We start from the raw sequence: 19,596 nt of genomic DNA, 5'->3' as shown, positions 1-19,596 counted from the left end.
GGTGCCGGGAATTTCCCCGGCCACCCTTGATAGATTATGCACTACACAACCCTGATCCTGCTGCTAGCGATCCTGACCAGCCTGGCCTATCAGTTGGGACGCCGACGTTCTCACACCCTGGTGGGAGGCCCTACCAGGGTCCGGCAGCTGCACTCTTTGCCCAGCTACTACGGCTTCTACACGGCCATCTGGTGCGGACTCCCGGCGCTGCTGGTGCTGGGGCTCTGGCTAATTTTCGAGCCCAACATCATTACCAGCCTAGTGGTGGCGGAGCTGCCCGAGGCGACCCGCAACCTGCCTGAGGCGGAGCTGGGTCTGGTGATCAACGACATCAAGAACCTGGCGGCGGGCAATATCGTCTCCACTGAGATCGGTCCCGCGATACAGGCAGCCGCGGATCACCTGCAAAGTCTCGAGCGCACCTCGGCGGCCGCCTTGACCGTGCTGATCCTAGTCCTGGCGATGCTGGGCACGAGCTACGCCTGGCGCTTCATCTCGCCGGAACTACGCGCCCGCAACCGGGTGGAGGGCGTGCTCAAGGCCCTGCTCATCACCAGTTCCACCATCGCCATCTTCACCACCATCGGCATCGTGCTGTCGGTGCTGTTCGAGGCGCTGCGCTTCTTTCGGCAGATTCCACTCAGCGAGTTCCTGTTCGGCCTGACGTGGAGTCCGCAGATGGCGATCCGCGCCGATCAGGTGGGCTCCTCGGGCACCTTCGGCTCCATCCCCCTATTTGCCGGCACCCTGCTGATTTCCTTCATCGCCATGCTGGTAGCGGTGCCCATCGGACTGATGTCGGCCATCTACCTCTCCGAATACGCGGGGCGCAGGCTGCGAGCTGTCGCCAAGCCGGTGCTGGAGATCCTGGCCGGGATTCCCACCGTGGTCTACGGCTTCTTCGCAGCACTCACAGTGGCGCCCTTCATTCGCAACAGCGGCGGGCTGCTGGGACTCGACGTCTCCTCCGAAAGCGCTCTGGCCGCCGGACTGGTGATGGGCATCATGATCATTCCCTTCGTCTCATCGCTCTCCGACGACGTGATCAACGCCGTCCCCCAGGCGCTGCGCGACGCCTCCTACGGTCTCGGCGCGACCCGTTCCGAGACCATCCGGCAGGTGATCATCCCCGCGGCGCTGCCGGGCATCGTTGGCGGCATCCTGCTGGCGGTCTCCCGGGCCATCGGCGAGACCATGATCGTGGTGATGGCGGCGGGCCTGTCGGCCAATCTCACCGCCAATCCACTGCAGAGTGTGACTACGGTGACGGTGCAGATCGTGACCCTGCTGGTGGGTGACCAGGAGTTCGACAGCCCCAAGACCCTGGCCGCCTTTGCCTTGGGACTGCTGTTGTTCGTGGTCACCCTGGTGTTGAACCTGGTGGCTCTGCATGTGGTGCGAAAATATCGGGAGCAGTATGAATAATCCGATCGGTTCGGGGGCCACGGCCACCGAAAAAGTTAAAGCCTCCCTGGCCGCCCGTTACCGGCGTGAACGGCGCTTCAAAGCCATCGGGATCGGGGCCGTCTGTGTGGGGCTGCTGTTCGTCAGCTTTTTATTCGTCAGTATTGTCAGCAAAGGCTATACCGCCTTTTGGCAGACTCAGATCCGGCTGGATATCCATTTCGATGCCGCCGTGATCGACCCCAGCGGGAACAGAGACCTAACCGAACTGGGGCATGCGGACTACGCCAGCCTGATCAAGCAGAGTCTGCGTAAACGCTTCCCGGAGGTAAAAAACCGGCGCGAGAAGCGAACCCTATACAAGTTGGTAAGTAGTGGTGCGGCGTTCGATCTGCGCGCCAGGGTGCTCGCCGATCCAGACCTGATCGGCACCCGCCAAACCCTGTGGCTGCTGGCGGACGACGATCTGGACATGCTGGTCAAGGGGCAGATCGACCGTTCGCTGCCGGAAAACGAGCGCCGACTGAAAGACCAGGTAATCGGCTGGATCGATGCCCTCAGCGCCCAGGGAGCGGTCGAACTGAAGTTCAACAGCACCTTCTTCACCAATGGCGACTCGCGGGAACCCGAGCAAGCCGGCATCGGCGGCGCGCTGATGGGCTCGCTCTACACCCTGCTCATCACCCTGCTGCTCGCCTTCCCAATCGGCGTGGCGACGTCGGTCTATCTGGAGGAATTCGCCCCCCGCAACTGCTGGACCGACCTCATCGAGGTCAACATCAACAACCTCGCGGCGGTGCCCTCCATCGTGTTCGGCCTGCTGGGGCTGGCGGTGTTCATCAATTTCTTCGGCCTGCCCCGCTCGGCGCCCCTAGTGGGCGGCTTGGTGCTGACCCTGATGACCCTGCCCACCATCATCATCGCCAGCCGTGCGGCACTCAAATCGGTACCGCCCTCGATCCGCGAAGCGGCCCTGGGAGTGGGGGCATCGAAGATGCAGATGGTGTTCCACCACGTGCTACCGATGGCTCTGCCGGGGATGCTTACCGGCACCATCATTGGCATGGCCCAAGCCCTGGGTGAATCGGCGCCGCTGCTGATGATCGGTATGGTGGCCTTCATCGTCGATATTCCCGGCGGACCGCTGGATCCCTCTACGGTGTTGCCGGTGCAGATTTTTCTTTGGGCCGACAGTCCTGAACGTGCCTTCATGGAACGCACCTCGGCGGCGATCATGGTGCTGTTGGGTTTTCTTATCCTGATGAATGCGCTGGCAGTTCTGCTGCGTAAGAGATTCGAACGCCGCTGGTAAGCAGCGGCTATAGGAGTGGAACAATGATGAATGCGATTGCAAAAGAGGTCATGCGAGACGCCCCGAACAAGGGTCTACTGGCATCCGTAAGCGTGGCGCGCTTCAAAGGCGATGCCGATGATTTCAGCGGCACGGTCGGTGAGGTCGAGGTGGCAGACCCACGCATGCGTTGCCGTAACCTCGATGTTTTCTACAACGATAAGCATGCCATCATGGATGTGAGCCTGGATATCGGCAAAAACGAAGTGGTAGCTATGATCGGCCCTTCGGGCTGTGGCAAGTCCACCTTTCTGCGCTGCCTGAACCGGATGAACGACACCATCGATATCTGTCGGGTGAGCGGTCAGATCCAGCTCGACGGTCAGGAGATCTACGACCGCCGGCTCGACGTGGTGCCGCTGCGCGCCCGGGTGGGCATGGTGTTTCAGAAGCCCAATCCATTTCCCAAATCGATCTATGACAATATCGCCTACGGCCCGCGAATTCACGGCCTGGCGGCCAACCGCCAGGAGCTGGACGAGGTGGTGGAGACCTCCTTACGCAAGGCCGGCCTCTGGAACGAAGTGAAGGACCGGCTCGACCAGCCGGGCACCAGCCTGTCAGGCGGCCAGCAACAGCGTCTCTGTATCGCACGCACGATTGCCGTGTCACCCGACGTGATCCTGATGGACGAGCCCTGTTCAGCACTCGACCCCATCGCCACGGCGAAGATCGAGGAGCTGATCGACGAGCTGCGTAAGAACTACACCATCGCCATCGTCACCCACTCGATGCAGCAGGCCGCGCGGGTCTCCCAGCGCACCGCCTATTTCCACCTGGGGCGTCTGATCGAGGTGGGTCCCACCGACGACATCTTCACCCGCCCCCGCCACAAGCTGACGGAAGACTACATCAGTGGTCGTTTTGGTTGAGCAAGAGGGGAGCGACGGCTCAATATTTAGGTTTATAGGTCGGGCTGCGCCCGACAGCATCCTTGATTTCAAGGTATGGCACACGGCGGCCACAGGCCGCCCTATGGGCGCAAGATACGAGCTCACGACTTGATCAGAGGCGCTCTAATACTTCAGCTTCTTGAACACCTCATAGCCATACGCCGGCTTCCAGCCCCAAGAGTAGTTCTGTAGATCGAGCAGTGCCGCCTGCTCTGCGCCCGGGTAGGAGTAGGGGCTGAAACCACAGCCGTAGCTGGTGCGCGGCTTGCCGCGGAAGGTTTTGTATTGGGTCTTGATCACCACGGCGTAGGCGTGTTTCAGGTCGCTGATGGCCTGGGCGTGGGGATCCTGGTACTTCTTGTGGAAGCCCTTCTTGCGCAGACGCTCTATGCCCTTGTCGGTGGCACTGGAGACCGTCTCGTTCGGCCCCGCCACCAATTCGATGGCCAACGAGTTACCCAGCTCTTTCGCTACCACGCAGGCGGCGCCGGCATAGAGCGGCCCTCCTGTGAGCAGGGAGAGGGAGAGGATCAAACCTGGCATCACTACTCTCATGCGCTTGCTCCGCTTGCTTTGTCTCTGTGATAGCCGGCGGCTGGATGGCGGGATTTCTTTAGTCGCGCAGGCAAAATCACCCCTCCCGCTTTGCCTCCAACTCCTCCCAGCGGGCGTAGGCCGTCTCCAACTCCGCTTCGGTGGACTGCATCTGCTGCTGTACCACCGCGACCTCATCGCTGCCCTGCTGATAGAAGGTGGGATCGGCCATGCGGGTCTGGATCTGTTCCAGGCTGGCCTCCAGCACCTCAATGCGGGCAGGCAGTTCGTCCAGTTCACGCTGGTCTTTGTAGCTCAGTTTAACGGACGCTTTTTTCGCGGCACGGGCTGCGGGCTTAGCCAGTTTTGCGGGAGCTGGTGCTGATTTCTGCAGCGCCTGTTTGTGCATCCGCTCCCAGTCACTGTAACCGCCCACATAGTCACCAACCCGGCCATCGCCCTCGAACACCAGGCAGCTGGTGACCGCGTGGTCGAGAAAGTCCCGATCGTGACTGACCAGCAGCAGGGTGCCCTGGTAGTCGAGCAGCAGCTCCTCGAGCAGCTCCAGGGTCTCGACATCGAGGTCGTTGGTAGGCTCGTCAAGCACCAGCACATTGGCCGGCGTGAGGAAGATCTTCGCCAGCAGCAGGCGGTTGCGCTCGCCGCCGGAGAGCGCCTTGATCGGGCCGCGGGCACGCTCCGGGCTGAACAGGAAGTCCTGCAGGTAGGAGATGATGTGTTTCGGCTTGCCATTGACCGTGACCTGGTCACGGCCACCGCCGACATTATCCTGCACCGTCTGGTTCTCGTCGAGGGCATCACGCAGCTGATCGAAGTAGGCGACCTCCAGATTGGTACCCAGCTCAACGCGGCCCTGGTCGGGCTGCAGCCTGCCGAGCAGCAAATTGAGCAGGGTGCTCTTGCCGGCGCCGTTGGGGCCAACGATGCCGATGCGATCGCCACGCAGGATGGTGCAGGAGAAGTCGCGGATCACCGGTGTGCTGTCCCAGGCGTAGCTGACCCCCTGCGCCTCCACCACCAGCTTGCCGGAGCGCTCCGCCTGCTGCAGCTGCATGCGTACCTTGCCTCCCTGCTCGCGGCGCTGGCCGCGCTCCTCACGCATCGCCTTCAAGGCACGCACGCGCCCCTCGTTGCGGGTGCGCCGGGCCTTGATGCCCTGGCGGATCCAGACCTCTTCCTGGGCCAGCTTCTTGTCGAAGCGGGCGTTCTCCAGCGCCTCGGCGTTGAGCTGCTCCTGCTTGCGGCGCAGGAAGTTGTCGTAGTCGCCGGGCCAGTCGCCGAGGCGGCCCCGGTCAAGTTCCAGGATGCGGGTCGCCAGATGGCGCAGGAAGGCGCGGTCATGGGTGATGAAGAGCAGCGCGCCACGGTAGCCGAGCAGGAACTCCTCCAGCCAGGCGATCGATTCGATATCGAGGTGGTTGGTGGGCTCGTCGAGCAGCAGCAGATCGGGCTCGTTGACCAGTGCCTGGGCCAGCAGCACGCGCCGCTTGAGGCCACCGGAGAGCGCCGTGAACTCGACATCCGGGTCCAGCGAGAGGCGCGAGATCACCGTCTCGACACGCTGCTCCAGCTGCCAGCCATCCGCCGCCTCCAGCTCGTGCTGGACCTGGGCGAGCCGCTCCAGCAGCGATTCGTCAGCGCTCTCGGCGAGCTGATGGCTGAGCTGGTGGTAGCGTTTGAGTGTCCCGGCCAGATCACCGGCGCCATCGGCCACCACCTCGAACACACTGCCCTGAGTGCCCGCGGGTACCTCCTGGATCAGCCGTGCGATGCGCACCCCGGCATTAACCACCCGCTCACCGTCGTCCGCCTGCAGCTCACCGAGGATTAGCTTCATCAGGGTCGACTTGCCGGCACCGTTGCGCCCGAGCAGACAGATGCGCTCGCCCTTGTCGATGCTCAGGTCGATGCCGTCGAGCAGCGGCGGGCCGCCGAAACTCACCTGTATGCCGCGTAGATTGATCAATGCCATCTGTTGCTCGATTTTCCGTTGGACGAATGCGGTCGATGTGTGATTATGCCGTGGGGAGGGTACACAGAGATACCGCAAAAGAACACTCTTCTACCCCATCCACTGACGCAATCAGGAAGCCAAAAAAATGAAGACCAAGATCCTGCTGAAAGAGGCCGAGATGCCAACCCATTGGTACAACGTGGTGGCAGACATGCCTAATCCACCGACGCCGCCACTCGGGCCTGACGGCCAGCCGGTGGGACCCGACGCACTGGCCGCGATCTTTCCCAACGCGATCATCGAACAGGAGATGAGCGCCGAGCGCTGGATCCCGATCCCCGAGGAGGTGCGCGAGGCGCTCAGGCTATGGCGCCCCTCGCCGCTCTATCGCGCTAACAGACTTGAGCAGGCGCTCGGCACCCCGGCAAAGATCTACTTCAAAAACGAGGCGGTGAGCCCGGCCGGCTCGCACAAACCCAACACCGCCGTCGCCCAGGCCTACTATAACAAGATGGAGGGCATCAAACGCCTCACTACCGAGACCGGCGCCGGCCAGTGGGGCTGCTCGCTGGCGCTGGCGGGGCAGCTGTTCGATCTCGAGGTGGAGGTTTACATGGTGAAGGTGAGCTATGGCCAGAAACCCTATCGCCGCTCGATGATGCAGACCTGGGGCGCCAAAGTCTTCGCCAGCCCCACCGACCGCACCAACGCCGGCCGGCAGATCCTCACCGCCCACCCCGACTCCGACGGCTCCCTGGGCATCGCCATCTCCGAAGCGGTGGAGCTGGCCGCCGGCCGTGATGACACCAACTACGCCCTCGGCTCGGTGCTCAATCATGTGCTGCTGCACCAGACCATCATCGGTGAGGAAGCGAAAAAGCAGCTGGAGCTGGTCGGCGACTACCCGGATATGATCTTCGCCCCCTGCGGCGGTGGCTCCAACTTCGGCGGCATCGCCTTCCCCTTCTTCGCCGACAAGGCCGCCGGCAAGGCGGTGCAGCTGGTGGCGGTAGAGCCCACCTCCTGCCCAACCCTCACCAAGGGGGTCTACGCCTATGACTTCGGCGACGCCATCGGCCTCACCCCGCTGCTGAAGATGTACACCTTGGGCCACGATTTCATGCCCCCCGGCATCCACGCCGGCGGGCTGCGCTACCACGGCGACTCGGCGCTGGTCAGCCAGCTGCACAATGAGGGGCTGGTCGATGCCTGGGCGGTGCCGCAGCTGGAGACCTTCGAGGCGGGAGTGCTGTTCGCCAAGACCCAAGGCATAGTCCCCGCACCGGAGTCGTGCCACGCCATCGCTGCCGTCATCCGCGAGGCGAAACGCTGCACCGAGAGTGGCGAAACGAAGACCCTGCTGTTCAACCTCTCCGGCCACGGCCACTTCGATATGAGTTCCTACGACCGCTACTTTGCTGGCGAGCTGGAGGATTTCGACTATCCAGAGGCGGCGATCAAAGAGTCCCTCGCCCATCTGCCCAAGGTTGGCTGAAACCTGTGCCCCCGTCATTACCGCGACGGGGGCACCTGCGGATGATTTCTGCTATGGTCAGAAGTTCCAAAACAACCAAGCGAAACCGCCCAGATGGTCAAAAACGTCACCTTCAAAGATGCCTGGGATGGGCAGGCCGATTGTCGCGTCTGTGCACTGCGTGAGTCGGTGCTGTTTGCCGGTCTTAACGAGGGGGATTTCGAGCATATTCACCAACCGATCGACCAGTACACTTTGCCGGTAGGTGCGGTGCTCTATCGCAGCGGTGACTCCGGACAGCGCATGTACACCATCCGCTCCGGGGTGCTGAAACTGGTGCAGTATCTGCCAGACGGCAGCCAGCGCATTGTGCGTCTGATTCGCTCCACCGATGTCACCGGTCTGGAGTGCCTGCTGGGCAAGCCCTATCAGCACGATGCCATCGTGCTGCAGGAGACCGAGGTCTGCAGCCTACCGATCAAGGTGGTCGACAATCTCAGCCAAGAGAACCCGACACTCCACCGCGAGCTGCTGAATCGCTGGCAGCGGGCCCTCAACGAGGCCGACGCCTGGCTTACCGAGCTCTCCACCGGCTCCGCTAAGCAACGGGTAGCGCGGCTGCTGTTGCGGCTGGTCAGCGACATGGAGAGCAGCGAGTGCGAACTGTTCGCTCGCGAGGATATGGGAGCGATGCTCGGCATTACCACCGAAACCGCCAGCCGCACCATTGCCGAGTTCAAGCGCCGGAGTCTACTGGTGGAAAGCCGCAGCAATCACTTCCTGCTGGATGTTCCCAATCTGCAGCGCATTGCCGAAGATTGAGTATTTTCAATGCGCAACTGTGTGCCCCCTCCTAAGATTCCCGCATAGTTCAACCTATGTACGCCGGCCTTCATGACGCTTGGCGTGTAATCGCCCGGGCACTCCCCTGCCCAAACCTTCGGGAGAACACACCTTGAGACAGGAGTTGATCGAAGAGACATTCCCAATCTTTCTGTTGGAGATCGAACGGGAGGAATGTCTTTTTCAATCGGTAGAGGCGATTGCTGACTACCTGCGCGAGCACATTGAGGCGCACCCGTCAGCCCGCTATATCGCCACCTTTGATCACTTCGCCCATACCCGCGAGTTGCCGGAGGGACAGGTAGCTGACAGCATCCACTCCGCGATCAATCTGGTGTTCTGTTTCGGCCTGACCCTGCAGGAACCAGAGACACTCGCCATCCGCCCACGCTCCATCGGCATCTGCGATAGTGGGGATCGGTTTATCATCACCTTCATGGAACCCCCTATGCCGGTGGTCAACGCCGCCATGGAACACTGGGCACACTCCCTGATCAAACGGCCTAAACCGGCCTGCGCAATGAGAGCATCATGAAAATCGCTGTCACCAGCCAGAACTTCCGTACCATCACCGGCCACGCCGGCAAGACGCGCCGCTTTCTGATCTTTGGTCAGGATGAGAACGGAGAAGTGGAGGAACTGCAACGCCTCGATCTGCCGAAGGCGATGTCGATGCATGAATTCCGGGGTGACGAGCACCCGATCTTTGCAGTCGATGTATTGATCACCGGCGGCTGTGGGGAGGGTTTCATCAGAAGGCTCGGCTCCTACGGGGTGCGGGTCATCCCCACCAGCGAGAGCGATCCGCAGACTGCCGTGCGTTGTGTGCTTACCGGCACACCATTGCCAGCACCGCAACCGCACGACCACGGACATGACCATCAGCGCCCTGAGGTCAGCCTGAAAAAGGAGTAACTGCAGCGCTAGAGCGCCATCTCCAGATCATCGATAACGACGTCGATCCCCGCCTTGGCACAGGCTTCGTCGGTAAGCCCAGAGGGTGCGCCACTCACCCCCACACCACCCAACAGTTGCCCACCCACCTCGATCGGCAGACCACCAGCAGACATTACCAGACCATCGATGCGGCCGATCGGGGTATCGGCACGATCCTGCAGCGCCGAGGTGGCAGCATTGAAGTTGGCCGCGGTAAACGCCTTCATGCGGCTGATCGGCAGAGTGATCTGCGCCGCTATGGTGTCGCGCAGGGTAACCTGCACGATGCCGTTTCGATCCACCACCGTAACCCCGATCTGAATGCCTCTGCTACGGCACTCATGCAACGCCCCCTGGGCGATCTGCTGGGCCACCTCCAGGGTCATCCGTTTCAGCGCAACCGTGGGGGAGACTTCCTCTTCGGCGGTGAGTGGCGGGGCAACCAGCACCCCCAACCCAAGCACCAGAGCAGGTTTGATCATCTGCATCCTTCTCCTCCATCATTTTGGCTGTAGTGTCAACACCTACCTTAGCCAAAGACCCCGCCTGTTGAAATGGCGGTAAACACCAACTCAAAAGAGATTAAGAGGGAGCATCCGCAGGTTAAGGACACCTGACCATCCAGCAGCTGTTCTATCCTGCCGGATAGCGCTGCTCCACATACTCATTCAGGATTTGCTTGAACTGTCCGGCAATATCTTCACCTTTCAGAGTGCTGTGCTTTTCACCATCCACATAGACCGGTGCCGAAGGGTTCTCGCCGGTGCCCGGCAGGCTGATGCCGATATTGGCGTGTTTGCTCTCGCCCGGACCGTTGACCACACAACCCATCACCGCCACGCTCATCTTCTCCACCCCGGGGTGGCTCTGCCGCCAGAGCGGCATCTGTTGGCGCAGATAGGACTGGATCTCCCCAGCCAGCTGCTGGAACAGGGTACTAGTGGTGCGACCACAGCCTGGGCAGGCCACTACCATCGGCGTGAAGGCGCGCAGCCCCATCGACTGTAGCAGTTCCTGGGCCACCACCACCTCCTGGGTACGAGCGCCCCCCGGCTCCGGCGTGAGGGAGATGCGAATGGTGTCACCGATCCCCTCCTGCAGCAGCACTGCAAGCGCGGCACTGGAGGCCACGATGCCCTTGGAGCCCATGCCCGCCTCGGTCAGCCCCAGATGCAGCGCATAGTCGCAGCGCTGCGCCAACCGCCGGTAGACCGCGATCAGATCCTGCACCCCGCTCATCTTGCAGGAAAGTACGATCTTATCCGCCGCCATGCCCAGTTCTTGGGCCCGACGGGCACTCTCCAGGGCCGAGGTAACCATGATCTCATGGATCATCTCCTCGGCATCCAGCGGCTCGCTGGCGCGGGCATTTTCGTCCATCATCTTCGCCACCAGGGTCTGATCAAGGCTGCCCCAGTTGACGCCGATGCGCACCGGTTTGTGGTAGCGGCAGGCGGTCTCGATCATGCTGGCAAAGCGGCTGTCCTTGCTGTCGCCACTGCCCACATTACCGGGGTTGATACGGTACTTGGCCAACGCCTCGGCGCAGGCCGGATGATCTGCCAGCAGGCGGTGGCCGTTGAAGTGGAAGTCGCCGATCAACGGCACATCCAGCCCCTGCCGAGCCAGCCCTTCACGGATTAGTGGGATAGCGGCAGCCGCCGCCTCGTTGTTCACCGTCAGCCGCACCAGCTCCGAGCCGGCCTGGGCCAATTGCACCACCTGCTCCACTGTTGCCGCCACGTCCGCCGTGTCGGTGTTGGTCATCGACTGCACCACCACAGGCGCCGCGCCGCCCATCCTGATTCCACCCACCATGACAGACTGGGTGGGATGTCTAGGCAATTGCCTACCGCTCATCCGCGCTCCATTATCACTTGGGGCGGAAAAACCGCCCCTTTAATCTGCAAAGGGGCCATTATGGACGAACCTCCCACAAATAAAAAAGCCCGACCAGAAGGTCGGGCTCTATTGCAGGGCGTCGCCCCTATTATTTCAGCTTGCCAATACCGAGCATCTTGAGGATGTACTTCTCGTAGATCGGCTCCGAGGTGCCCTTTTTCATCTTGCGGATGAAGTACTTCTCGAAGGCGATCTTCGCCATGTGTACCCACTTGCCCTTCTTGAACCAGGCGACGTTGCGCGGCGGGATCTGCGGCAACGCGACGAAGGCGGCGCCGGTGTCACCCATGTCAGCCAAGCAGATGGCATTCCAGGTCGCGAGCGTGGTGCCCTCCTTGCCTGCCAGGTCGTCGGCAATGTTGTGCACGATGGCGGTCACCATCGACTCGATCATGTAACCGGTCTTGGGCGCCCCGGTTGGCACCGCAGTGGCCTCCACCGGCGGGATGGCGATGCAGACACCGGCAGCGTAGATATTCTTGTAGGTCGGGTTGCACTGGTGGTCGTCGACGAAGACAAAACCACGCGGGTTGCACAGCCCCTCCACATTGGCCACCGCATCCACGCCCTTGAAGGCGGGCAGCATCATGGAGTATTTGAACTCCAACTCATGCTCTTTGATTTTATGGCCGGAGTCGTCGTACTGCTCGACAAACATCTTGCCGGCCTCCACCTTGATCACCTTGGCATTGGTGATCCAGTTGATGTGGTGGGCACGGAAATCACTCTCGAGAAACCCCTTGGAGTCGCCCACGCCACCCAGGCCGAGGTGACCGATATAGGGCTCGGAAGTGACGTAGGTCATCGGAACTTTGTCGCGCATCTTACGCTTGCGCAGATCCGAATCCATGATGAAGGAGAACTCGTAGGCGGGACCAAAGCAGCTGGCGAAGGGCATCGCGCCGATGATCACTGGCCCCGGTTCGTCGAGCAGGTCCTTGTAGGCGTCAAACGCCTTCTCCGCGTGATTCACGGTGCAAATCGACTGGGTGTGGCCTTCCGGACCAGAGCCCTCTACCTCTTCAAACGCGAGACGCGGGCCGGTGGCGATCACCAGGTAGTCATACTCGATGGTCTCGCCGTCATCCAATTCCAGCTTGTTGCCTTCGGCGTCGATCTTGTCGACCCGCTTGGCAATGAAGTTGATCCCCTTGCGCTCCAGGTGGGGGCGAATATCGAAGGTGATGTGGGAACGATCTCGCCAGCCGACTGCCAACCAGGGATTAGAGGGTACGAACTGGAAGTACTCCCGTTCGTTGATCATCGTCACCTCATGTTCCCGGCCCAATTCAGCACGCAACTCATAAGCGCACGGCATACCACCGGTCCCGGCACCCAACACTACAACATGTGCCATAGAAAACTCCTCTGACCTCTTTGGTCTTGTATTCGTCATGGCCCGCCGTCAAGCGGCGGCTACTACCTGGAAAGCCCCCTATATTTTTGTGGGGCCACTATTAAATCAAAACAGCCGAAACAATACACTCAACCAACTGAAAATCAAAGGATTTTCAATAATTTAGAATGAATTAATATAACAAATAAGGCTAGCCTTCGAGATCAAACCAACCAGCCACCTCAGACTGCCGTGCAACCACAGCACGCTCGAGTAGAGTCTCTGCACTGCGCGCCACGGCGGCAGTCACCTGCTCGGGCGTGTTATTTTTTTCACTCAGATGGGCCAACAACAGATGGCGAATGCGCCCGCAATCGAGTTTTCTCAGCAGCGCCGCCGACTGCTCATTGTTGAGATGGCCCAGATTGCCCCCGACCCGCGCCTGCAACGAGGCGGGATAGGGACCGTTGGCCAGCATCTCGGTATCGTGATTGAACTCCAGCACCAGCGCATCGCAGGCCGCGATACGCTCCTCGATATGTGGCGTGATACAGCCGGCATCGGTCACCACCCCAAGGCGGAGCCCCCCTTTCTGGAACACGAACTGGCAAGGCTCCCGGGCATCGTGCGGTATCGGGAAGGGTTCGATGCTGAGATCGCCGATGCAAAAGCGGCTGCAGTGGCTGTCAATGGCATGCACCTCCGGCAGTTCACCACAACGTGCCTGCGCCAGGCTGCGGGTGCCTTCCGTCATCCAGACTGGGATCTCATGGCGGCGGGCGAGCGGTCCAACCCCACGCAGATGGTCACCATGCTCATGGGTAACGATGATGGCATCGATACTCCCGGCCTCCACCCCCAGACGCTGCAGACGGCGTTCAACCTCCGTTGCGGGGAAACCGCAGTCCAGCAGAACCCGCACGCCACCGCTATCGACCAACAGGGCGTTGCCGCGACTGCCGCTGCCGAGGGAGGCGAAGCGCAACGCGCTATTCCCGTATCACGATCTAGCGAATCTGCTCGTGTAGCAGAGTCAGGATGCGTTGCGAAGTGGTGGAAGATTCGGGCTGACCCGCCTCATTCTCCACACTGACCAGAGTCACCTCAGCCTGCTGATCCAGTCTGACCCGGTACTGATTATTGGTGTCGATCTGCTCGTCGTCTGTCCAGAAGGCAAGCTTGGAGAAGAAGCCCTTCTCCTGGCCAGCAGCCTTGTCCGGGTCATTGTAGCGCACAAAATAGACCCCTTCCGAGCGGTTGCGATCCTCTACCGCAAAACCGACCCGGTCGAGTGCCATCCCCACCAAACGCCAGGCGCGAGCAAAACCCTCGTTGATGCGCAGCGCAGCATAGCCATCGCGCTTCACCATCTGGGAACGCATCTTGCGCTGCTGCGGCTGCGCCAGCATCCGCTCAGTGGCCTGCTGCTCGGCGCCCATGAAGATCATCATCCGGCGCAACATCTCCACCTCGATGCCCGGCTCGCTGGGACGCGGCGTCCAAAAGGTGGTATCAGAGTCACCGCCGGGGTTCTCTTTCAGATGCTCCTCCATGCCCCGATGGGTCAGATAGAGCTCTGTGGTACCCGCCTGCTCGCCCGGCTCGAGGCGCACCCGGAACTGATCGCGAGTGGCCGACGAGTAGACACTGTCGAACGCCTTGCGAAACAGCTCGGTAAGAAATCCCTGTTTGATATCGGCACGACTCTCCAGCCAGTCGGTCTGCATAATGCCGACGGTGGGATCCTGCTCCACCAGCAGCAGGCCGGCCTGGCGCCAGAACTCCACCGCCAGCGGCCAGACCTCATCCGCTGGGGAGTCGATCAGCAGCCAGTGCTGGTCGCCATCGCGCATCACCTTGATCCCTTCCACGCCAGGCAACACCTGATTACCGGCCAGTTTCACACTGTTGAGCGAGCTTCCCTCCCGACGTTCGGCAAACTCCGAATAGGAGGTGCTGACACCGGGGATGGTCATGGCGTCGTTGATCCCCGAGCGACTCAGATCTGGCGGGATCTCCAGATCCTCGGTCATCTGGCGCTGGTTGCGGTATTCGGTCTTCTTGTCCGTGACTACCTCACCGACAGAACTACAGCCGGACAGCAGCACGAGAGGAAGCAGGAGAACAGAGAGCCGGGAGAAGATGAGAGACATAGCGTTTGATCAGGTTAATTATTAAGTGCTGCGCCGCTTCAAGGGCGGCGACAGGTTCTTCTGCCGGACTCAGCAGACGCCCGCCTGTTGCATCGCGGCGAGCAGAGCGGGCTGCTGTCCCTCCGACAACCAGGTGAGAGGCAGCCGTATACCTTCGGGCGCAAGGCCCAGGTGGTGCATGGCCCATTTGACCGGGATCGGGTTGGACTCGACAAACAGCGCCTGGTGCAGCCCCGCCAACTGGCGGTCGAGCTGCTCAGCGGCGTCGCGATCTCCGGCCAACGCCGCCTTACACATCTGGCTCATCTGCCGCGGTGCCACATTGGTGGTGACCGAGATAACCCCGTTGCCACCCTGCAGCATAAACTCGCAGCCGGTAGCATCGTCGCCACTGTAAACATCGAAACCTTCCCCACACAGCTCGCGGATACGGCTCAACCGACCGAGATCCCCGGTCGCCTCTTTTACCCCGACGATGTTGGGCAGCTCAGCCAAGCGTGCGATGGTCTCGGGCAGCATGTCGCAGGCGGTGCGACCGGGCACATTATAGAGGATCTGCGGGATCTCCACCGCCTCTGCCACGGCCTTGTGGTGCAGGTAGAGACCCTCCTGGGTCGGCTTATTGTAGTAGGGGGTGACCAGCAGGCAGGCATCGGCACCCGCCTGTTTCGCGCAGCGGGTCAGACTGATCGCCTCGCGAGTGGAGTTGGCGCCGGTACCGGCGATAACCGGGATTCGACCAGCGACCTGCTCGACCACCTGACGGATCAGCGCGCAGTGCTCCGATTCGTCGAGAGTAGCCGACTCGCCGGTGGTGCCCACCGCGACGATCGCATCGGTGCCCTGCTCAATATGGAATTCGATCAGATGCTGCAGCGACTCTTCGTTCACTGAGCCGTCTTCGTTCATGGGCGTGATCAACGCCACCATGCTGCCACGGAACATCTTCCCCAACCTTTTTCAGCGGATTAAACCGCGCTATGGTAGCGCGCTGTTTGCGAGCCTGACAAGTCATCCGAATAACACTTGTTCCTGTCACGGATTTCCGTTAGATAGTTCAAGCAAGCGCTTCAAGCCCCACTGGATCGGGGCCGGATTCATTAAAATTCAGCTCAGCCTGGGTATGCAGTGGAGACCCGAGAATGTCCGAAGAGAATCAGTTTATCAGAGAGATCAGAATCAACCCCATCGTACCGACCGAGTCGGTGCTGGTAGCAACCGCCCGCGGCATGCGGCCCAAAAAAGCGGAGGAGATGGTGCAGCGCGAGAACCGCGCGCACGTCGAGACCTGCCCCTTCTGCCGCGGCAACGAGGAGAAGACCCCACCAGCGATCAAAGCCTACCCGGATGAGAAGGAGTGGCAGATGCGCATCGTGCCCAACCTCTATCCGGTACTGGGCGACGACAAGCCGCAGAGCAATATCGCGTTTGGCCTACAGCAGGTGATCGACGGCTATGGCCGCCATGAGGTGGTGATCGACAATCCCAACCACGGCATCGCATTGCACGAGATGACTCGTGAACACCTCACCAACCTCTTCTACACCTACCAAGAGCGCATGGCCGAGCTATACAATTCTGATAGCCGGCTCAAGTATGTGCTGGTGTTCAAAAACTTCGGTCCAGCGGCGGGGGCCAGCATCCCGCACACCCACAGCCAGATCATCGCCACCCCGGTGGTCCCGGAGAACGTGCAGAATGAGGTGTACCACAGCCGCGAATATTTCAAGAAGTACGGCCAGTGCGTCTTCTGCTCGCTGATCGACGAGGCACTGACCTACGAGGCCACCATCTACGACCGCGACTCAGGCCAGATCCGGCGCAAGGTCAACGTCGGCCAGTATGTGATCGAGCGCGGTGAGCACTTCGTCGCGATCAAGCCTTTCGCCAGCCGCTTCGAGTGGGAGATCCACATCCTGCCGCTGAAACACCAATCCGACTTCCTCAAGGCAAACCGCGAGGATCTGAGTGACTTCGCGCGCGTGCTGAAACGCACCATGGCACGCCTCGACAAGGTGGTGGGCGGCGTGCAGTACAACTTCTTCCTCCACTCCCAACCCCATGGTGAGGAGTTCGACGGTTGCAACGACAGCTACCACTGGCACCTGGAAATCTGCCCGCGCACCAGCATCCCGACCGGCTTCGAGCTGGGCTCCGGACTGTTTGTCAGCACCGTTAGCCCGGAGCTAGCCGCGGAACAGCTGCGCTCGGTGGAGATACCCGACGACTGATGTAGGGTGATAGACTGCCGGCAGCCCTGTCGGAGCAATTGCCGGCAGGCTCCATTACATCAATACACTGTTAAGGGTTAATCCATGCCTGCACCCAGTAGCTTTCTGGTGATTTCCGCCCTCGGCCGGGACCGGCCGGGCATCGTCAACGAGTTGTCTAAAACCATTCTGGAGGGTGAGTGCAACATCGTCGACAGTCGTATGACAGTGCTCGGCGGCGAGTTCGCAATCCTGTTGATGGTGGAGGGCCAGTGGAACACCCTGGCCAAGCTGGAGAGCGCTCTGCCAGAGATCGAAAAGCGCCTCGGCCTGACCATCATCGCCAAGCGCACCGAGGAACGCGCCCCATCCAGCAATCAGCTGCCCTATGCGGTGGAGGTGGTTGCCATGGACCACCCCGGCATCGTGCACCAGCTGGCGGAGTTTTTCTCGGAACGCCAGATCAATATCGAAGACATGGTCACCAGCAGCTACGCCGCCGCTCACACCGGCACGCCGATGTTCTCTGTCACCATGAGCGTCGGCATCCCCGCCAACCTGCACATCGCCACGCTGCGTGACGATTTCATGGACTACTGCGACAGTCTCAACCTGGACGGCGTACTAGAGCCGATCAAAGGAGCCTAAGAGCAATCATCATGAGCGTGGAAATCGGCCAGCCTATCCCCGACATTGAGCTGCTACTCACCGGCAACCAGCAGAGCCGGCTCTCCGCCTATCGAGGCAAGCCGCTACTACTCTACTTCTATCCCAAGGCGAGCACCCCCGGCTGCACCACCGAGGGGCGCGACTTCAGCGCCCTGATCAACAAGTTCCGTCGCCAATCCACGGTAATCCTCGGCGCCTCCCGGGACGGCCTCAAGGCGCAGGAAAACTTCAAGGCGAAGCAGCAGTTCCCATTCGAGCTGATCTCCGACAAGGAGGAGGCACTCTGCAACCTGTTCGACGTAATCAAGCTGAAGAATATGTACGGCAAACAAGTCAGAGGCATCGAGCGCAGCACCTTCCTGATCGACGAGCAGGGGGTGCTACGACAAGAGTGGCGCAAAGTTAAGATCAAGGGGCACGCGGAAGAGGTGCTCGAAGCGATAAAGGCGATGCGCGCCGCAACTTAAGCCGAGAGAGCCAACAACCTAGCAGGCCATCCCAATGATAAAAACCAGCCGCCAAAAACCCTGCATCTTTGTGCTTGACACCAACGTGCTGATGCACGATCCAAGCGCTCTCTTTCGCTTTCAGGAGCACGACATCTTTCTGCCGATGACGGTACTGGAGGAGCTCGACCGCAACAAACGCGGCATGTCGGAAGTGGCGCGCAATGTGCGCCAGACCAGCCGCTTTCTCGACGAGCTGCTAACCGATGCCAGCCACGCGCAGATCACCAGTGGGCTACCGCTGAACAACCTGGAGCTGAGTGGCAATGCCACCGTTGGCGTCACTGGCAAACTCTTCTTCCAGACCCGCCAACTGCTTAGCGACCACCCGCTGGCGCTGCCCGATACCAGCGCCGATAACACCATCCTGATCACCACCCTGGCGCTGCAGGAGGAGCATCCCGACTGCACCGTGATCCTGGTCTCCAAAGACATCAACATGCGCATCAAGGCTGCTGCCCTGGGGGTCCCGGCGGAGGATTACTCTAACGACCAAGTGCTGGATGATGTCAGCCTGCTCTACAGCGGCGAGGCACAGTTGCCCGACGACTTCTGGGACCACCACACAAAAGAGGTGGAGGCTTGGCAAGAGGAGGGACGCACCTTCTACCGCGTCTCCGGCCCCGATGTGGCGGCCTGGTACCCGAGCCAGTGTCTGTTCCTCGACTGCGACCACGGCTTCGAGGCGATTGTGCGACGCAAGGAGGGGGAGGAAGCGATCATCGAGCTGGTCAACGACTACCGTGCCCAGAAACACTCGGTGTGGGGCATCAATGCGCGCAACCGGGAGCAGAACTTTGCCCTCAACATGCTGCTCGACCCAGAGATCGACTTTGTCTCCCTGCTGGGCACTGCCGGCACCGGCAAGACCCTGCTGACCCTGGCCGCCGGACTGGCGCAGACCCTCGACCAGAATCTCTACCGCGAGATCATCATGACCCGGGTCACAGTACCGGTGGGCGAGGATATCGGCTTTCTGCCGGGCACCGAGGAGGAAAAGATGACCCCTTGGATGGGAGCCCTGATGGATAACCTGGAGGTGCTAACCCAGACCGAGGGCGGCGACTGGGGACGCGCCGCCACCGAGGATCTGCTGCGCTCACGGATCCGCATCCACTCGCTCAACTTCATGCGCGGACGCACCTTTCTCAACAAATACATCATCCTCGACGAGGCGCAGAATCTGACACCGAAGCAGATAAAGACCCTGATCACCCGCGCCGGCCCCGGCACCAAGATCGTCTGCCTCGGCAACGTGGCGCAGATCGACACCCCCTACCTGACCGAGACCTCCTCCGGTCTGACCTACGTGGTGGACCGTTTCAAAGACTGGCCCCACAGCGGCCACATCACCCTGCTCAGGGGAGAGCGCTCACGCCTCGCCGACTTTGCCTCGGAGAGCCTCTGAGA

Annotated in this window: 19 protein-coding genes; 11 read left to right on the top strand and 8 right to left on the bottom strand. The window is 61.0% G+C overall.

The window, feature by feature from the left end; genetic code table 11:
• Positions 1-36: 36 nt before the first annotated feature.
• From pstC to pstB, 3 genes are all read left to right on the top strand, one after another.
• Entirely contained in the window at positions 37-1,425 is a 1,389-nt protein-coding gene (gene pstC, locus L0Y14_RS03895) for a phosphate ABC transporter permease subunit PstC (RefSeq protein WP_006475312.1), read from the top strand.
• Positions 1,418-2,716: a phosphate ABC transporter permease PstA gene (gene pstA, locus L0Y14_RS03890; protein ID WP_006475313.1), complete on the top strand. Its 1,299-nt coding sequence runs from the start codon at positions 1,418-1,420 to the stop codon at positions 2,714-2,716. Before pstC ends, pstA begins: the two co-directional genes overlap by 8 nt.
• Before the next feature lie 164 nt (positions 2,717-2,880).
• A complete protein-coding gene (gene pstB / locus L0Y14_RS03885) occupies positions 2,881-3,627 on the top strand; it encodes a phosphate ABC transporter ATP-binding protein PstB (RefSeq protein ID WP_305790630.1) in 747 nt (248 codons plus the stop codon).
• A gap of 144 nt (positions 3,628-3,771) precedes the next feature.
• Here pstB and L0Y14_RS03880 read toward each other — a convergent pair whose 3' ends face one another.
• Complete coding sequence (locus tag L0Y14_RS03880; RefSeq protein WP_006475315.1) at positions 3,772-4,191, bottom strand: hypothetical protein; 420 nt, start codon at positions 4,189-4,191, stop codon at positions 3,772-3,774.
• Between the two features lie 88 nt (positions 4,192-4,279).
• Positions 4,280-6,175 carry an ATP-binding cassette ATPase Uup gene (uup, locus tag L0Y14_RS03875; protein WP_006475316.1) on the bottom strand — a complete coding sequence of 632 codons (1,896 nt, stop codon included), beginning with the start codon at positions 6,173-6,175 and terminating at the stop codon, positions 4,280-4,282.
• A gap of 127 nt (positions 6,176-6,302) precedes the next feature.
• Here uup and L0Y14_RS03870 point away from each other — a divergent pair, with 127 nt between their 5' ends.
• The 4 genes from L0Y14_RS03870 (at position 6,303) to L0Y14_RS03855 (ending at position 9,389) form a co-directional block, all read left to right on the top strand.
• Complete coding sequence (locus L0Y14_RS03870; RefSeq protein ID WP_005965869.1) at positions 6,303-7,652, top strand: TrpB-like pyridoxal phosphate-dependent enzyme; 1,350 nt, start codon at positions 6,303-6,305, stop codon at positions 7,650-7,652.
• Between the two features lie 93 nt (positions 7,653-7,745).
• Complete coding sequence (locus tag L0Y14_RS03865; protein ID WP_005965871.1) at positions 7,746-8,453, top strand: Crp/Fnr family transcriptional regulator; 708 nt, start codon at positions 7,746-7,748, stop codon at positions 8,451-8,453.
• A gap of 133 nt (positions 8,454-8,586) precedes the next feature.
• Complete coding sequence (locus L0Y14_RS03860; protein WP_006475317.1) at positions 8,587-9,009, top strand: DUF6858 family protein; 423 nt, start codon at positions 8,587-8,589, stop codon at positions 9,007-9,009.
• Positions 9,006-9,389 carry a NifB/NifX family molybdenum-iron cluster-binding protein gene (locus tag L0Y14_RS03855; RefSeq protein WP_005965874.1) on the top strand — a complete coding sequence of 128 codons (384 nt, stop codon included), beginning with the start codon at positions 9,006-9,008 and terminating at the stop codon, positions 9,387-9,389. Before L0Y14_RS03860 ends, L0Y14_RS03855 begins: the two co-directional genes overlap by 4 nt.
• Positions 9,390-9,397: 8 nt before the next feature.
• Here the strand turns inward: L0Y14_RS03855 and L0Y14_RS03850 are convergent, their stop codons facing one another.
• From L0Y14_RS03850 to dapA, 6 genes are all read right to left on the bottom strand, one after another.
• Complete coding sequence (locus L0Y14_RS03850) at positions 9,398-9,892, bottom strand: GlcG/HbpS family heme-binding protein (RefSeq protein WP_006475318.1); 495 nt, start codon at positions 9,890-9,892, stop codon at positions 9,398-9,400.
• A gap of 151 nt (positions 9,893-10,043) precedes the next feature.
• Positions 10,044-11,270, bottom strand: a complete 1,227-nt coding sequence (gene ispG / locus L0Y14_RS03845) for a flavodoxin-dependent (E)-4-hydroxy-3-methylbut-2-enyl-diphosphate synthase (protein ID WP_005965876.1) — start codon at positions 11,268-11,270, stop codon at positions 10,044-10,046.
• A 130-nt stretch (positions 11,271-11,400) separates the two neighbouring features.
• A complete protein-coding gene (locus L0Y14_RS03840; protein WP_039960560.1) occupies positions 11,401-12,669 on the bottom strand; it encodes an NAD(P)/FAD-dependent oxidoreductase in 1,269 nt (422 codons plus the stop codon).
• Positions 12,670-12,859: 190 nt separating this feature from the next.
• Positions 12,860-13,633, bottom strand: coding sequence for an MBL fold metallo-hydrolase (locus tag L0Y14_RS03835; protein ID WP_005965878.1), 774 nt, complete (start codon positions 13,631-13,633; stop codon positions 12,860-12,862).
• A gap of 22 nt (positions 13,634-13,655) precedes the next feature.
• A complete protein-coding gene (bamC, locus tag L0Y14_RS03830; RefSeq protein ID WP_040819821.1) occupies positions 13,656-14,801 on the bottom strand; it encodes an outer membrane protein assembly factor BamC in 1,146 nt (381 codons plus the stop codon).
• A gap of 69 nt (positions 14,802-14,870) precedes the next feature.
• Positions 14,871-15,746, bottom strand: coding sequence for a 4-hydroxy-tetrahydrodipicolinate synthase (gene dapA / locus L0Y14_RS03825; RefSeq protein WP_006475323.1), 876 nt, complete (start codon positions 15,744-15,746; stop codon positions 14,871-14,873).
• A gap of 197 nt (positions 15,747-15,943) precedes the next feature.
• Here dapA and L0Y14_RS03820 point away from each other — a divergent pair, with 197 nt between their 5' ends.
• The 4 genes from L0Y14_RS03820 to L0Y14_RS03805 all read left to right on the top strand — a co-directional run bounded on the left by L0Y14_RS03820 (position 15,944) and on the right by L0Y14_RS03805 (position 19,594).
• Entirely contained in the window at positions 15,944-17,032 is a 1,089-nt protein-coding gene (locus L0Y14_RS03820; protein WP_006475324.1) for a galactose-1-phosphate uridylyltransferase, read from the top strand.
• 84 nt (positions 17,033-17,116) lie between these two features.
• A complete protein-coding gene (locus L0Y14_RS03815) occupies positions 17,117-17,659 on the top strand; it encodes a glycine cleavage system transcriptional repressor (protein ID WP_005960756.1) in 543 nt (180 codons plus the stop codon).
• 11 nt (positions 17,660-17,670) lie between these two features.
• Positions 17,671-18,147, top strand: a complete 477-nt coding sequence (locus tag L0Y14_RS03810) for a peroxiredoxin (RefSeq protein WP_005960757.1) — start codon at positions 17,671-17,673, stop codon at positions 18,145-18,147.
• Between the two features lie 34 nt (positions 18,148-18,181).
• Positions 18,182-19,594 carry a PhoH family protein gene (locus tag L0Y14_RS03805; protein WP_005960758.1) on the top strand — a complete coding sequence of 471 codons (1,413 nt, stop codon included), beginning with the start codon at positions 18,182-18,184 and terminating at the stop codon, positions 19,592-19,594.
• Positions 19,595-19,596: the final 2 nt, after the last annotated feature.

Source organism: Candidatus Endoriftia persephonae (assembly GCF_023733635.1).
Lineage (GTDB): Bacteria > Pseudomonadota > Gammaproteobacteria > Chromatiales > Chromatiaceae > Endoriftia > Endoriftia persephonae.
This window is presented reverse-complemented; position numbering and strand designations above follow the sequence as displayed.

What these genes read in the sequence shown, in the direction of transcription:
- pstC (WP_006475312.1), top strand. Translation starts at nt 37, where the DNA reads ATGCACTACACAACCCTGATCCTGCTGCTAGCGATCCTGACCAGCCTG.
- pstA (WP_006475313.1), top strand. Translation starts at nt 1,418, where the DNA reads ATGAATAATCCGATCGGTTCGGGGGCCACGGCCACCGAAAAAGTTAAA.
- pstB (WP_305790630.1), top strand. Translation starts at nt 2,881, where the DNA reads ATGCGTTGCCGTAACCTCGATGTTTTCTACAACGATAAGCATGCCATC.
- L0Y14_RS03880 (WP_006475315.1), bottom strand. Translation starts at nt 4,191, where the DNA reads ATGCCAGGTTTGATCCTCTCCCTCTCCCTGCTCACAGGAGGGCCGCTC.
- uup (WP_006475316.1), bottom strand. Translation starts at nt 6,175, where the DNA reads ATGGCATTGATCAATCTACGCGGCATACAGGTGAGTTTCGGCGGCCCG.
- L0Y14_RS03870 (WP_005965869.1), top strand. Translation starts at nt 6,303, where the DNA reads ATGAAGACCAAGATCCTGCTGAAAGAGGCCGAGATGCCAACCCATTGG.
- L0Y14_RS03865 (WP_005965871.1), top strand. Translation starts at nt 7,746, where the DNA reads ATGGTCAAAAACGTCACCTTCAAAGATGCCTGGGATGGGCAGGCCGAT.
- L0Y14_RS03855 (WP_005965874.1), top strand. Translation starts at nt 9,006, where the DNA reads ATGAAAATCGCTGTCACCAGCCAGAACTTCCGTACCATCACCGGCCAC.
- L0Y14_RS03850 (WP_006475318.1), bottom strand. Translation starts at nt 9,892, where the DNA reads ATGATCAAACCTGCTCTGGTGCTTGGGTTGGGGGTGCTGGTTGCCCCG.
- ispG (WP_005965876.1), bottom strand. Translation starts at nt 11,270, where the DNA reads ATGAGCGGTAGGCAATTGCCTAGACATCCCACCCAGTCTGTCATGGTG.
- L0Y14_RS03840 (WP_039960560.1), bottom strand. Translation starts at nt 12,669, where the DNA reads ATGGCACATGTTGTAGTGTTGGGTGCCGGGACCGGTGGTATGCCGTGC.
- bamC (WP_040819821.1), bottom strand. Translation starts at nt 14,801, where the DNA reads ATGTCTCTCATCTTCTCCCGGCTCTCTGTTCTCCTGCTTCCTCTCGTG.
- dapA (WP_006475323.1), bottom strand. Translation starts at nt 15,746, where the DNA reads ATGTTCCGTGGCAGCATGGTGGCGTTGATCACGCCCATGAACGAAGAC.
- L0Y14_RS03820 (WP_006475324.1), top strand. Translation starts at nt 15,944, where the DNA reads ATGTCCGAAGAGAATCAGTTTATCAGAGAGATCAGAATCAACCCCATC.
- L0Y14_RS03815 (WP_005960756.1), top strand. Translation starts at nt 17,117, where the DNA reads ATGCCTGCACCCAGTAGCTTTCTGGTGATTTCCGCCCTCGGCCGGGAC.
- L0Y14_RS03810 (WP_005960757.1), top strand. Translation starts at nt 17,671, where the DNA reads ATGAGCGTGGAAATCGGCCAGCCTATCCCCGACATTGAGCTGCTACTC.
- L0Y14_RS03805 (WP_005960758.1), top strand. Translation starts at nt 18,182, where the DNA reads ATGATAAAAACCAGCCGCCAAAAACCCTGCATCTTTGTGCTTGACACC.